This is a genomic window from Rhizobium sp. Root1334, assembly GCF_001426665.1.
Taxonomy (GTDB): Bacteria; Pseudomonadota; Alphaproteobacteria; order Rhizobiales; family Rhizobiaceae; genus Pararhizobium.
On record NZ_LMEY01000008.1, the window covers coordinates 23693 to 37273 of the forward strand.

At 57.8% G+C, this 13581-nt stretch carries 9 protein-coding genes and 4 pseudogenes; 9 read left to right on the top strand and 4 right to left on the bottom strand.

Features of this window, described 5'->3' with window-relative positions:
• Positions 1 to 200: 200 nt before the first annotated feature.
• Together ASD36_RS12515 and ASD36_RS12520 are read right to left on the bottom strand one after the other, a co-directional pair.
• Positions 201 to 2750, bottom strand: a complete 2550-nt coding sequence (locus ASD36_RS12515; protein ID WP_060510892.1) for a hypothetical protein — start codon at positions 2748 to 2750, stop codon at positions 201 to 203.
• A 159-nt stretch (positions 2751 to 2909) separates the two neighbouring features.
• A complete protein-coding gene (locus ASD36_RS12520; RefSeq protein ID WP_060510967.1) occupies positions 2910 to 3797 on the bottom strand; it encodes an alpha/beta hydrolase in 888 nt (295 codons plus the stop codon).
• A gap of 1070 nt (positions 3798 to 4867) precedes the next feature.
• On the opposite strand from ASD36_RS12520, the pseudogene ASD36_RS31400 reads away from it, so the two are divergent.
• From ASD36_RS31400 to ASD36_RS29995, 3 genes and pseudogenes are all read left to right on the top strand, one after another.
• Positions 4868 to 5196 (top strand): annotated as a pseudogene (locus ASD36_RS31400) (alpha/beta hydrolase); the annotation flags it as partial.
• Positions 5197 to 5260: 64 nt separating this feature from the next.
• A complete protein-coding gene (locus tag ASD36_RS12530) occupies positions 5261 to 5884 on the top strand; it encodes a pyridoxamine 5'-phosphate oxidase family protein (RefSeq protein ID WP_060510897.1) in 624 nt (207 codons plus the stop codon).
• Positions 5881 to 6086, top strand: a pseudogene (locus ASD36_RS29995) (DUF1348 family protein); the annotation flags it as partial. The gene ASD36_RS12530 and the pseudogene ASD36_RS29995, both read left to right, overlap by 4 nt.
• Before the next feature lie 139 nt (positions 6087 to 6225).
• On the opposite strand, the gene ASD36_RS12535 reads toward ASD36_RS29995, so the two are convergent.
• Positions 6226 to 6792 carry a hypothetical protein gene (locus tag ASD36_RS12535; protein ID WP_060510898.1) on the bottom strand — a complete coding sequence of 189 codons (567 nt, stop codon included), beginning with the start codon at positions 6790 to 6792 and terminating at the stop codon, positions 6226 to 6228.
• Between the two features lie 167 nt (positions 6793 to 6959).
• Positions 6960 to 7315: pseudogene (locus ASD36_RS31405) on the bottom strand (MBL fold metallo-hydrolase); the annotation flags it as partial.
• On the opposite strand from ASD36_RS31405, the pseudogene ASD36_RS30005 reads away from it, so the two are divergent.
• The 6 genes and pseudogenes from ASD36_RS30005 to ASD36_RS12560 all read left to right on the top strand — a co-directional run bounded on the left by ASD36_RS30005 (position 7281) and on the right by ASD36_RS12560 (position 13566).
• Positions 7281 to 8099, top strand: a pseudogene (locus ASD36_RS30005) (IS5 family transposase). The pseudogenes ASD36_RS31405 and ASD36_RS30005 sit on opposite strands and share 35 nt — an antisense overlap.
• Before the next feature lie 293 nt (positions 8100 to 8392).
• Positions 8393 to 9073 (top strand): isochorismatase family protein, encoded by a 681-nt coding sequence (locus ASD36_RS12540; RefSeq protein WP_060510900.1) that lies wholly within the window; start codon positions 8393 to 8395, stop codon positions 9071 to 9073.
• 147 nt (positions 9074 to 9220) lie between these two features.
• Positions 9221 to 9511, top strand: coding sequence for a XapX domain-containing protein (locus ASD36_RS12545; RefSeq protein ID WP_060510902.1), 291 nt, complete (start codon positions 9221 to 9223; stop codon positions 9509 to 9511).
• The gene (locus ASD36_RS12550; RefSeq protein WP_060510904.1) at positions 9511 to 11493 is read left to right on the top strand and encodes an amidohydrolase; all 1983 of its coding nucleotides are present in this window, start codon (positions 9511 to 9513) and stop codon (positions 11491 to 11493) included. Before ASD36_RS12545 ends, ASD36_RS12550 begins: the two co-directional genes overlap by 1 nt.
• Positions 11494 to 11503: 10 nt before the next feature.
• Entirely contained in the window at positions 11504 to 11935 is a 432-nt protein-coding gene (locus ASD36_RS12555) for a DoxX family protein (RefSeq protein ID WP_060510906.1), read from the top strand.
• Positions 11932 to 13566 carry an MFS transporter gene (locus ASD36_RS12560; protein ID WP_060510909.1) on the top strand — a complete coding sequence of 545 codons (1635 nt, stop codon included), beginning with the start codon at positions 11932 to 11934 and terminating at the stop codon, positions 13564 to 13566. The genes ASD36_RS12555 and ASD36_RS12560 overlap by 4 nt, the downstream gene beginning before the upstream one ends.
• Positions 13567 to 13581: the final 15 nt, after the last annotated feature.

Below are 13581 nucleotides of genomic sequence, written 5' to 3' on the forward strand. Positions count from 1 at the left end.
CCCTAGCATGGGTTGAATTTTCTCATGCGCGTCACAATTGGGCAAGTAAAATTCCATTAAACGAAGTGAATTTCTTGCCGAATGGATGTATTAGTTCGGATCTATTCAATAGCTAAAGCGAATTTCGAGCGAAATGAAACTGTCATTGCCTCAAGCGGTGACGCGAATCTTATGCCTGACAACGAGTGATGTGTCGCACTTTAAATCTTGTTCCGCAGTGCGTGGAGAATTTGCGAGGCGTTAACGAGGTCGCGCGTCTCAAGACCTTCTGTGAAGCGGTCATAGACGGGCTGCAGCATAAGCCTTGCTTCCTCGTCACGCGATTGTGCCTGCCAGAGCCTTGCAAGATCGTTGGACGTTCGCAGTCCCCACGACAACGCACCGATCTCATCGGCAATCGCCTTCGACTCTATGAGAATTGTCTCTGCTGTGTCGTACCTGCCATGAGCCTGAGCGACGGATGCCTGGATTCTTAGTAGTTCGGGCGCACACCATTGTTCATTCTGCGTCGACATGAGATCGAGTGCCTCGCGCACTTTCACCTCGGCCTCGTCAATACGGCCATGCCGGGCCAGCGCTTCCGCCAACACACCTAGGAAGTAGGGCAGTCGTGCCCTATGCCCAATTGCCCAGAATTGCCCTATCGCCTGTTCGAGAATTTCGATTCCCTTGAGCCCGGCGTCTTGCCGCATGCTCGCCAGGGCGCCGCGGCAAAAGGTGGCGATCGGTCGCCAGGTCTCAATTCCGTGGTGCTCGACCACTTCCTCGAGCATCGCGGTATATCGACCGCAGGCTTCGTCATCGCCGATCCATAGAAACACAGGACAAACCCATGCCAGCGCAATACTCAAGGAAAGCTCGTGCTCGGCTTCGCGGCCATATTTCACCACCGTCAGGGCAGTTCGGGCCGCAGCGGCAGGCGATCCCGTCAGCCACTGGACCTGCGACAGCACGACCATGACATTGACGCTGTTGCTGTATTGGAAACGCGCGAAACGCTTATCACTGAAGTCCTTGGAGACATTTTCGTACAGGCGTTCGACCCGCTCTTGAACGGCGTTTAAACGGCCGACGAATATCTCTCCTGCACCCAGATGCGTCTCGCCTTCAGGAATAGCGGAGGGATCTTTGGTGGCGGCGATGGAGAGGAACGTCTCCAGCGTGCGGATACCTTTGAGGTGCTGCCCGCCGAAAAGTTCATAGGTAGCGATCAGTCTCAGGCATCGCAGATGAGCATCGGCATCGCCGAGCTGGTGCGAAATTTCCTGGGCGCGCTGCAATGCCTCTCTCGCCTCCGGCACGATGCCGCGCATGTACAGCAACGCTCCGGCGAGAGCGAGCTGGAGGTTCATTTCCACCCCGGTTCCCGCAAATTCGGACACCGTTAAAGCCTCGATAGCCCGCTCAAAATGCGTACGGCTCTCGTCCGTCAGCGAGAAATGGTTCCACAGCAGCGTCCCTGCCGCCGTCAGCCGGATCAGCAGTGATTGGCAACCCGGCTCAGCTCCCGTCCATACAAGTGCCGCGCGGAGGTCGTCGAGGTAGCGCCCATGCGCGGCACCCCATTCGCGTGATTGTTGCTGGCTCCACTCACTGGCCGCCTGCTCCAGCGCAGCGCAGATATAATTCGCGTGACGCAGATGTACAGACCGGTTTTCGCCGCCCGCCTCTAGCTTGTCCTGACAATAGGCCCGTGTCGACTCCAGAAGCCGATAGGTCGGATTCTCGCGATCGCCATCGACCGAGAGAAGCGACTTTGACGCAAGATCGTTGAGAATGTCGACCGTTCCGCCGTCTGTGGGTTCTGAAATAGCCGAAGCATCACCAGCACAGAATATGCCGGCGAATACGGACACGGTTCGCAAAATTTCCGCTTCGGCAGGGGCAAGGAGACTGTAGCTCCAGTCGAGCGTAGCAGCCATGGTGCGATGGCGTTCAAGTTCGGCGCGCCCGCCCGAGAGCAGCCTGAAGCGGTTGTGAAGCTGCGTTTGCAGGCCTTTCAGGCCGAATACATCGACTCGCATTGCCGCCAATTCGATCGCAAGCGCAATACCGTCGAGGCTCCTGCATATTTCCGAAACCACGGCAGCATCGGCATTGCCGAGCGCAAAGGTCTCAAGCCTATCGGTCGCACGCTCGACGAAGAGCTGAATTGCCGGGTATGACATGGCCTCCTCCGCGGTCAGACCTGCCGATTCCGGTGGCGTCGCCAGGCCCGGCAGTCTGTGCACCTGCTCGCCTTTAAGACGAAGTGGTGCACGGCTAGTTGTCAGGAAATGGACGCCAGGCGCCTGTTCCATGATCAGCGTGACGCAGGTAGCGATGGCGTCTGTCATGTGTTCGCAATTGTCGAGCAGCAACAAAAGCTCGCGGTCTCGCAGGAACCGGCACAGTGCGGCCTGGATATTGGCCGAATGAACGGCAAGTCCGGTTGCCGTCGCGATCACATAGGGTACGAGGGACGGGTCCTGCAGTGGCGCGAAATCGACCAGCCATACACCATCTCGGAATGATCCCAACGTCTGCTCGGCAATCGCGATCGCCGCCGTTGTCTTGCCGACACCGCCTGCGCCGATAATAGACACCAGCGGCGCTTTTCCGACTTCGTTTTGAATGAGATCGATAAATTCGCCGCGCCCGACGATGCGTGTCGATGCAAAAGGAAGATTATTTTTCCCTGCCGCCGGTTTGAACGCGATCCCAGAAGGCTTTCGACCTTTCCAACCCTGTGGGGAGGGGGTATCACCCATCTATCGTGCCATTGCTTTGGCGCAATACGATCAGACTAAACACGCTCGTTATCATGGCGGCCAAAATCCAGTTTTAAAATCTCAACAACTGGCTTCCATGGCTATCGCAGCGCTGCAGAGGCCTCAAGTAAATTGAGGTAAATCCTGGCACGGACAACGCTATGTATTCGTTGGACTGAGCCGAGTGACGAATTCAGCAATGAGCGGTGCGATTTCATCCTTGCATTCCTCAAGCGCAAAATGCCCGGTGTCGAAAACATGAAGTTCCGCATCCGGCAGGTCGGCGAGGTAGGCCTGTGCTCCAGCCTCTATGAACAGCGGATCATTCCGTCCCCAGAGAACTTGGGCGGGCGGACGTTGACGGCGCAGCCAGTCCTGCCAGATCGGGTACTCGGCCAAATTTGTCTTATAGTCCCGCAGCAGCGAAATCATGGCGGCCCTGTGCTCCGGCTGCTCGAGATAATGCTGATCAAGCATATAGCCGTCGGGTGCGATTGATTCGGGGTCCGATACGCCCGTGAGGTATTGGGACTTGATGCCGTCGAGTGACAGCTGGCCCCCGAGCTCCTTGATTCCGGCATCGTCGCGGCCATCGATCATAGTGAAATGCCAGGCCGCATCTGAAAGCCCTACCTCATAGGCGTTGGCATTCTGGATGATTAGTCCCGCAATCAGTTCGGGCCGCCGGGCTGCGATCCTGAATCCAATCGGACCGCCAAAGTCGAATGCATAAAGCACAAAGGACCCTAGCCCAAGGGCGTCGATGAACTCCTCGATTACCTGCGATAGGTTTTGGAAACTGTAGTCGAACGCGATTTCGGAACCCGGCACGATGTGGGTTTGGCCGAAGCCCGGATAGTCTGGCGCGATCATCCTGTAGTCGTCCCCCAACTTTTCCATCAGACTCCGGTACTGGTGAGACGATGAAGGAAATCCGTGAAGCAGCAGGATCAAAGGCCTGTCTGGGATGAGAATGCGTGGCAGCGTTTCGCGATAGAAAATATCGACTGTCCCGACCTTAATGGTCCGATGGAGAATCCGCGCCATGATCGTTCCCTGCGTTCGAAATTCACCATCGACCGCTTGCCCTGCATTCGAGCCTGCCGATGGATGCAATCGCAATTATCATCAGTTACCGGGACAAACGCGTTAAGTGCGGTAAAAGAGCGTGAAATGGTGGCGGGTGCCACGCCGCCGCCATTCTATATGCGCCGGTAGGCCCTTGTCAGCTCTGGAAGAATGCCGGGAGATCGGCATTGATGACGCCGGGATACTGTGGTGCAAATCCCGTGGCTGAGGGGGGCCAGCCATGGTGAAAGACCACTACCTCGCCGTCGCGCGGAACCCAGGCCCTGTAAAAGATCTCTGTCCTGTCCTGGTTCTTCATGAACGACAGGTCACTGGTCTCCGTTTCGATCTGATCGGGTTAATTGGCAGGTGCGGCGAGTCCGGGCGGCGTCGTCGCGACGAGCGTCCCGCCAGATAAAATCACGCCGGGTTGCGGACACGAATAATGCCCGGTCTGCTTAATCATCTCTGGCTCCTTTGAGTGTCCGACGGTTTCGTCGATGTAAATCTGCCTGACGAAAGGCGTGTGAGCGAGTTTGAGATGGTCAAATTTTGGGAATCAGATCCCAGTAGAAGCATCGTAACCCGAGGAAATGTTGCTCCATGCGGGCAGGGAAAAAGATTTCACTTAATTTAGCTTAATTTTACTTCAGATATAAATTAGATTGCTTTATTTATTATTCTCCCAATTGTTGTTGATTACTATCTAGCGCACTTCTCATGCGGAACGGCATCAGCGTTCGATCATCATCTGCTTCTCGCTTGGGTACGTCCCCTAGGCCTGCAATGGCCACCCATTTGAGACAAGGAGAACAGCCATGGAGACCCCCCAACCAACAGTTCGTGTGTCTTGCCGTCAGGCGGCTGCGCGATGCTCATCGACCGTCGTAGAGGGTGATCATTCTGCTTAATCGTGAGCAGGGATTGTTTCAGTCCGTCAAGAACATTTCGGTCGCCGACTTGCGGCGGCACGCCGCTGTTGCCGCCGACAGACGGGTTTATTCGTGTTGACACGACGAAATTCCCAGCAGCATTGCGGCCGACGTTACTGGGTTCCCGATCAGGCTCTTTTGGGCCGCCCAGACAACCAGGATAGCCAGTTGGAAATGTTGTATGACCATCCCACGAATGTCCCCTCTATCCGGGCTTCCAAACGTTCTTGCGCGAGCGTAAGCCACTAACACTCATCGTTTGGGGCAACAGCGACTTTATCTTTCCAGAGTCGGTGCTCACCGATGCCTGAAGGATCTTCCGGAAGCTGAAGTCCACATCTTGAATACGGGACGTTTCTTTCCCGATGGGAAACTGTATGTCGCCGCCGCTCATCAATGACTTCGTTGATCGCAAGGTTGAAAAGTATCGACAACGTTTAATTTAAAACGAGTGCGGGAAGGTTTGTAGTTGCCATGCTCAACCCTCCTTGCCACAGGAGGGAGACGTCCATGCCTTTTCACTTTCTGGAAATCGCTGTGACCCCGAGCGTGAGAGACGCTCAAGCAGAAATGGGTGTCGATCCGATTTGGTTAGGCAACGCAGGCCAACGCTCTGACAGGTTTACGGATAACGAGGTTGAATTCATCGGCACGCGCGACAGCTTCTATATGGCCTCCGTCTCGGAGACGGGCTGGCCATACGTACAGCATAGAGGCGGAAAAAGTGGGTTCCTTAAGGTAATCGATCACCAGACATTGGCTTTCGCCGACTTTCGAGGAAACCGCCAGTATATAAGCGCGGGCAACCTGGCGGTGAACGACAAAGCCTGCCTGTTCCTCATGGATTATGCACGCCGGGTGCGGCTCAAGATCTACGTTTACGTTGAGCGACTGGCACTCGATGCAGACGAGGCTCTCGCCTCGGCTGTTTCGGATCCAGGTTACAAAGGACGAGTGGAGCGAATGTTCAAGTTGCGGCTCGAGGCCTTTGACTGGAACTGCCCTCAACACATTACACCACGCTTCACCGAACGGGAGATCGACCAAGCTTTTTTGCCCCTCCGCGAACGGCATTCGCAACTGGAAGCGGAAAACGCGTCCTTGCGCGCGCGGTTGAAGGAGTTCGAGACATGACAGACGCACATCGACCGCCTCTTCCGCCTTTTTCCCGGAGACCGCAATTCAAAAGGTGAGGCTCGCGGAAGACGGCTGGAATAGCCGTGACCCCTCGAGGGTTGCACTGGCCTTCACAACGGGCAGCACTTGGCGCAATAGCGCTAAATCCGTCAATGCTCGTGAAGCCATCTTCGCCATTCTTGCCGCAAAATGGCGGCGCGCCCCCCTGCCTGAGCGATCCAATTGGACGGAAGGAAGTCGATTGAATTTCGCTTAGGGATTAAATTCCCAAAGGATCCCCAGCATAGACAAGTGGTGTTGGGTATTTAATTGACATCAAGGGAATTCTTGAGCAATGCCTACTTTTTGGATATGAGCTCCTGCTGCTTTCCTAATTGACGTACCTGCCGGATCAAGGACTCAAATTCCGACAGCAGCTCATCACCTCCCGCGTCAGCCTCGAACCCTCCATTATCCTCCGCGATAGATTGATAAGCGCGTTGAATGAGGTTTGTTTCAGAGGCGTCCCGGGCGGGGTCTGCTGTTTTCTCACCCGTTTTACCGGTCAAATCGACATTTGCAGCAACGATGGGTTGGCTGGCCGAGGCTGCAGTGGACATATTTGCACCAACAGCTTGGGCAAGTTGCGCAGCCGCGGATTGAAGCTGCCCGGCCAATTGTGCGGCAAGCCTTGCAATAACGTCCGGCGGAAAGCCGCCACGCTTTAAAAATTCAAGTTGCTCCTTAGCATCCGCAATCTTTTTGGCGGCACGCGCCTTCTCATCGGCCTCATCGGCAATCGCTTGCATCTGTGCGCCGGTAGGTCCGTATTGCCGTCCCGCATCCCTTGATGCTAGCGACATGTCATAGCCCAGCCTGGTAAGCGAAAGCTTCGATATGGATGGTGCTAGCGGGGTGGAAATCATATTCGCGCTCCAATGCTTCACGCGAAGATTGTCTCTGTGCCTTGTGTGAGGCTGTGTGCGCCGTGCCGGATCGCCATTTTCCACATTCCCCTGTGTCAAATCGCCCGCAACCGTATCACCTTATTCAGTACGGAAAATCGGTCTGTTGAGGCCCCCGAAAGCTGACATTATCTTTGCAGGGCCCAGTCTGCGATCTGCCAACACATCTCTCTTCGATCAGCTACGATGCGGCCAAGCCCGGGGAAAGGCATGTGCGTAGCAGCGATAAGCGCACCCTCAGAAGCGGCGCGAGAAAAAAACCGATCGCGCATTGCTTTGCAGCGGCAGGATCCTGTTCGAAGAGAAAGAAGACATCGGTCGCCCCTGGATGGACGACCGGAAAGCCATGTCGGAAACTATGATGAGGCTCTGCCCGCCATCCTCGACGCACACGCCGATCTGGCCGGGCGTATGGCCGGCCTGTCGGGTCGACGATCGAAACGCCCCGCATGATCTCACGCTCTCCGTCAATCGCCTGCAGCCTCGTTGACATGACGGATCGGGAATACCGCCGGCTGAGCTTTTTTGTCGATACCCTGCCGCTTGGGCCATCCCCGCACCACTGATTTGCGCGCGGTCGTTAACGCTCTGCTTTGCATCGCTTCTTCCGGTGCCAGTGGCGGCATCCTGCCGAAGGATTTCCCGCCCTGTTCAACCGGCCAACGCTATTTCTATGAATGGCGGGCGTTGGGACTTTGGGCCGGCATCAACCTTCATCTGTGATGGAAGTCCACGAGTCGGAGGGTAGAGAGGCAAGTCCGACCACCGGTGTGACCGATAGCCGGAGCGTGAAAACGGAAAGCGGCGGCATATGACGCGGGCAAGAAGACCAAGGGCGCTACGTCGCTCAACATCGATACTCTTGCTCTCATAGTCGTTCTCAGGGTTCAAAGCGCCGATATCCACGATCGAGATGGTGCTCCCGATCCCCTGAAATCCATTCTCCACAGGTCGCCTTTTTGCTGCATGTCATCGCCGATTGTGTTTATGCGGGCTGACGCGGCGGCTGAGACGATCGGGCGCTGGGCGATCGGGGTCATCAAGCGCTCTGTTAAGGCCAAAGGTTCCAAGGTCTGCCGCGCCGCTGGGTCGTCGAGCGGAGTTTCGCGTGGCTCGGTAGGTGCCGAAGATTGGCTAAGGACGTCGAACGCTCCATCGCTTTAGCCGAGGCGTGGATCATGATCGCCCACATCCGTCTGATAGCCGGACGGCTGGCAACGTATCGATATCGGGGAAGCTTTCGAGTCTACTCTGGAGCCGCAGTATAAAATATCATTCGAATCCATGGCTAAGTAATAACTCTGAATCATAGAAATATAATTACATTTCATTATGTAAAGTGTGCTGCTTAATGTAACGTAAAGAGTAGTTGATCGAATTTTACAATAATTAACTCAGTTTCACGTCGTGTTTTGGTGTTTACACTGTAGTTTGCATCCTACTAGGCTGGTTGAGCTTGCGGATAAAACGGCTTGTCGGCGGTCTAGAATATCGCACGGACAGGACGTCCGCAGCTACCTGACCAACCTTGGCCACCCAAAACAAATGATGGAGAATGACAATGACAGGCCCTTCGCACAGCAAATCCAGTGTCCTCGCGTCAGGCGGCGGCGCAACCCTGATCGATCCCTCGGACACGGTGATCCTTCTGCTCGATCACCAGTCCGGGCTGTTTCAAACCGTCAAGGACATCCCGGTTGCGGACTTGCGGAGAAACGTGACGATGATCGCCAAGCTCGCCACACTCCTCAATATTCCCGTGATCACGACGGCCTCTGAGCCATCTGGAAGCAATGGCCCTCTGATGCCGGAAATTCATCAGTTTGCACCGCACGCCGTTTACGTTCCGCGCAAGGGAGAGGTAAACGCCTGGGACAATGACGATTTCGTCGGGGTGGTCCGTTCTACCGGCCGAAAGACGCTGGTCATGGCTGGAGTATGGACCAGTGTCTGCGTCATGTTCCCGGCACTCGACGCCCAGGCGGCGGGATACGATGTCTACGCGGTGATCGATGCGTCGGGCGATCCAAGTGAGATGGCATCGCGCGTTTCGCTCGCTCGCTTTGTGCAGGGCGGGGTCAAGCCGACCTCAACAAACTCGCTTCTATCCGAGCTGCACCGTACCTGGGCTCGCCCGGAAGCCGCCGATCTGGCCCAGCTTTATGCATTGGCAGCGCCAAACTACGCTGCGGTGATGGAGAGCTATCAACGCGCCCAAGAAGCCGCTCTGAAAGCGGGTTGACCAGACTTGCTCGGGGCGAGCGGGGCAGTCCTGCTCGCCCGTGTTGTTCAGCGAGACCATTGAAGACGCGGCTTGCCGACCGGCCCCGGGTTGCCATCGCACCGGTGGTTACCGCCAACCTGTTCCTGTTTATAGCGAAGGATTCCCATGAAAATCTATCTTCTCTCGCTCGCGGTCGGCCTTCTCGTCGGCGTCATCTACGGGCTGCTGAACGTCCGCTCTCCTGCTCCGCCGGTCATCGCTCTCATCGGCTTGCTCGGTATTCTCGTGGGCGAACAGATCGTGCCGCTGGCAAAGCATCTCTGGAGCCGCGAGCCCGCTGCTGTTTCCTGGCTTCAACAGGTCAAGCCGCATATGTTTGGTCACCTTCCAAAGGGTGGGCTTGATGGAGCCAGAACGGCCTCCCAGATCGACGATCTGACATCCGGGAAAAGCTGATGACGACGCGCCGCACGTTCCTGGGCGCGGCGTCGAGCCTCGCCTTTTCCAATCTGTTCTCCCCGGCCAATGCAGCCGATCCCATCCAGACCGGAGCCGATACCATGCACGCAGACATCGTCCTTCACAACGGGTTGATCACGACGCTCGATCGCGCAAATCCGAACGCTACCGCGATCGCCATCAAGGATGGCCTGTTCCTGGAGGTCGGCACCGACAGCGAAATCATGGCGCTCGCCGGACAGGAAACGAAGATCGTCGATCTCAAGGGCAAGCGCGTGTTGCCGGGTTTGATCGACAACCATACCCATGTCGTACGCGGTGGTCTGAACTTCAACATGGAACTCCGCTGGGATGGCGTCCGATCTCTCGCCGATGCAATGGACATGCTAAAGCGTCAAGTGGCGATCACCCCGGCCCCGCAATGGGTACGCGTCGTTGGTGGGTTTACCGAGCACCAGTTTAACGAGAAGCGCCTGCCGACGATCGACGAGATCAACGCGGTGGCACCCGACACGCCGGTCTTCCTGCTGCATCTCTACGATCGCGCTCTCCTGAATGGCGCTGCTCTTCGCGCCGTCGGCTACACGAAGGATACGCCAAACCCGCCAGGCGGCGAGATCACGCGCGATGCCAACGGCAATCCCACAGGGCTGCTGCTGGCCAAGCCGAACGCGGGGATTCTCTATTCGACCTTATCGAAGGGACCAAAGCTGCCTTTCGAGTACCAGGTCAATTCGACCCGCCACTTCATGCGGGAGCTGAACCGGCTCGGGATCACCGGGGTCATCGATGCTGGCGGCGGCTTCCAGAACTATCCGGACGACTATGCGGTCATCCAGAAACTGTCGGATGAAGACCAGCTGACCGTTCGCCTTGCCTACAATCTCTTCACCCAGAAGCTGAAGGAAGAAAAGCAGGACTTTCTCAACTGGACGCAATCGGTCAAATACAAACAGGGCAACGACTACTTCCGCCACAACGGTGCCGGCGAAATGCTGGTGTTTTCCGCAGCCGATTTCGAGGACTTCCGTCAGCCCCGGCCCGAAATGGCGCCAGAGATGGAAGGAGAACTCGAAGAGGTGGTTCGCGTTCTTGCCGAAAACCGCTGGCCGTGGCGCCTGCATGCAACCTATGACGAAACCATCAGCCGGTCCCTCGACGTTTTCGAAAAGGTCAACAAGGACATCCCGCTCGAGGGCCTGAACTGGTTCTTCGACCACGCCGAAACGATCTCCGATCGCTCCATCGACCGGATTGCCGCTCTTGGCGGCGGCATCGCCACCCAGCACCGTATGGCATACCAGGGCGAGTATTTCGTCGAGCGGTATGGTCATGGTGTCGCGGAGGCTACACCGCCGATCAAGCGCATGCTCGAAAAGGGCGTGCATGTTTCAGCCGGTACGGACGCAACGCGTGTCGCTTCCTACAATCCGTGGGTATCGCTGTCCTGGATGGTCACCGGCAAGACAGTCGGCGGCATGCAGCTCTATCCACGCGCCAATTGCCTCGACCGCGAGACGGCGCTCAGGATGTGGACGGAAAAGGTCACATGGTTTTCGAACGAAGAAGGCAAGAAGGGCCGGATCGAGAAGGGCCAGTTCGCCGACCTCGTCGTGCCGGTCAAGGATTTCTTCTCCTGCGCAGAAGACGAGATCACCTTCCTGACGTCGGACCTGACCATGGTCGGCGGCAAGATCGTTTACGGTGCGGGCGACTTCAAGGCGTTCGATGAAAACGACGTGCCACCGGCGATGCCGGACTGGTCACCGGTGCGCACGTTCGGCGGCTATGCCGCCTGGGGCGAACCGCAGGGCGCCGGAGAGCGCTCGCTTCGTCGGACGGCGATCTCGACATGCGGCTGCACCAGCAACTGCGGCGTTCATGGCCACGATCATGCCGGCGCCTGGACATCGAAACTACCGATATCAGATCTCAAGGGCTTCTTCGGTGCGCTCGGCTGTTCCTGCTGGGCAGTGTGAGGACAACATCATGACACCCAATACGCGACTTCACAGCAGCCTGGGATCCGTGCTCCATGCGCCGGCGGTGCAATTTATCGCGCTGCTTTGCATGTGTGCCGCCTATATCCAGGGGCCTCTCACCAAGATCCTCGATGTTCAGGGGGCGAATGCCGAGATGGAGCATTTCGGGCTCCAGCCGGCCGCATTCTTCGCGGTCGCCGTGATCGTGTTTGAACTCACGGCCTCCGCCTTGATCCTGTCGGGCGTCCTGCGCTGGCTGGGAGCTTTGGGGCTAGCCGGCTTTACCCTCATGGCCACGTTCATCGCGCTACGCTTCTGGGAACTACCCGCCGGCATGGAGCGGATGATGGCGACCAACGCCTTCTTCGAGCATCTCGGCCTGGCGGGTGCGTTTGTCATTGTCGCAGCCATCGATCTGGCCAGGGGAGGACGCCCATGAGCGCCGTAAACCCTGCGGTCAGCAGTTTTGCGCCGCTTCGCCGGCCCGTCTTCGCGGTTCTCTGGGCCGCGACGGTTCTGGGCAATACTGGCAGCTTCATGCGCGACGTTGCCAGTTCCTGGCTGATGACGGATCTTTCCGTAGCGCCTGCCGCCGTCGCCATGGTGCAGGCGGCCGCCACTCTTCCGATCTTCCTGCTGGCCATACCGGCCGGCGTGCTCTCCGATATCCTCGACAGGCGCAAGTTCCTGATCTGCGTGCAGATCCTGCTGGCCTCGGTCAGCATTTGCCTGTTGATGCTGGCCAATTTCGGCATGCTGTCGGTCAGCTCGCTGATCGGCCTGACCTTTATGGGCGGCGTCGGTGCCGCGCTGATGGGGCCAACCTGGCAGGCGATCGTGCCAGATCTGGTGCCGCGCGAAGACCTCAAAAGCGCTGTTGCACTGAATTCCCTGGGCATCAACGTCGCGCGCTCAATCGGTCCGGCCGCAGGCGGGTCTCTGCTGGCGGCTTTCGGCGCTGCCGTCACCTATGGTGTCGATGTCGCAACCTATCTCATCGTCATTATCGCTCTGATTTGGTGGCCACGGGCTAAAAATGCCGACGACGCTCTCTCCGAAGGCTTCTTCGGCGCGTTTCGGGCCGGGCTCAGATACACCCGTGCCAGCAAGCCGCTGCACATCGTGCTGTTGCGGGCGGCGATCTTCTTTGCCTTTGCAAGTGCTGTCTGGGCGCTTCTACCGCTGGTTGCCCGTCAAGTCCTCGGCGGCGACGCCGGCTTTTACGGCTTGTCGCTTGGTTCGGTCGGCGCTGGCGCCATCGGCGGCGCACTGGTCATGCCTAAGCTACGCGAACGCGTAGATGCGGACGGCCTGCTTCTTGGTGCCGCTGCTGTCACCGCGCTCGTCATGGGCGCATTATCTCTCGCCCCGCCGCAATGGGTCGCCATCTCTGTTCTGCTGTTCCTCGGAGCTGCCTGGATCACGGCCCTGACCACGCTGAATGGCGCAGCACAGGCCGTGCTGCCAAACTGGGTGCGCGGACGCGGGCTTGCAGTCTATCTCACCGTCTTCAATGGAGCGATGACGGCTGGCAGCCTGGGATGGGGTGCCATCGCGCAAGCCGCCGGGGTCCCCGCAGCACTGCTGATCGGCGCGGCGGGACTGCTCATCGCAGGCCTGATCATGCACCGGATCAAGTTGCCCACAGGCGAGGCTGACCTGGTGCCGTCCAATCATTGGCCCGAGCCGCTTGTTGCCGAGCCGGTCGCCCATGACCGTGGCCCGGTCCTGATCCTGATCGAATACCATGTCGAGAAGCACAGCCGTACCGCCTTCCTGCACGCGCTCTACAGGTTTTCGGATGCCCGTCGACGCGACGGAGCCTATGGCTGGGGTATCACGGAGGATTCCGCCGATCCGCAACAGATCGTCGAGTGGTTCATGGTGGAATCCTGGGCCGAACATCTTCGCCAGCACAAACGGGTCTCCAATGCCGACGCCGATCTTCAAAGCAAGGTTCTGGCCCATCATGTCGGCCCACAAATCCCAGTTGTGCGGCATTTCCTGACAATCAACCGGCCGGGAGCCGGTGAGCAACCAACCGGCGGGGCCGGTGAGCAACGTCGGTGAGCGGCATCCGCCACC

Bases quoted from the DNA above. Each gene is read 5' to 3' on its own strand.
- ASD36_RS12515 (WP_060510892.1), bottom strand. From the start codon at position 2,750: ATGGGTGATACCCCCTCCCCACAGGGTTGGAAAGGTCGAAAGCCTTCT.
- ASD36_RS12520 (WP_060510967.1), bottom strand. From the start codon at position 3,797: ATGGCGCGGATTCTCCATCGGACCATTAAGGTCGGGACAGTCGATATT.
- ASD36_RS12530 (WP_060510897.1), top strand. From the start codon at position 5,261: ATGCCTTTTCACTTTCTGGAAATCGCTGTGACCCCGAGCGTGAGAGAC.
- ASD36_RS12535 (WP_060510898.1), bottom strand. From the start codon at position 6,792: ATGATTTCCACCCCGCTAGCACCATCCATATCGAAGCTTTCGCTTACC.
- ASD36_RS12540 (WP_060510900.1), top strand. From the start codon at position 8,393: ATGACAGGCCCTTCGCACAGCAAATCCAGTGTCCTCGCGTCAGGCGGC.
- ASD36_RS12545 (WP_060510902.1), top strand. From the start codon at position 9,221: ATGAAAATCTATCTTCTCTCGCTCGCGGTCGGCCTTCTCGTCGGCGTC.
- ASD36_RS12550 (WP_060510904.1), top strand. From the start codon at position 9,511: ATGACGACGCGCCGCACGTTCCTGGGCGCGGCGTCGAGCCTCGCCTTT.
- ASD36_RS12555 (WP_060510906.1), top strand. From the start codon at position 11,504: ATGACACCCAATACGCGACTTCACAGCAGCCTGGGATCCGTGCTCCAT.
- ASD36_RS12560 (WP_060510909.1), top strand. From the start codon at position 11,932: ATGAGCGCCGTAAACCCTGCGGTCAGCAGTTTTGCGCCGCTTCGCCGG.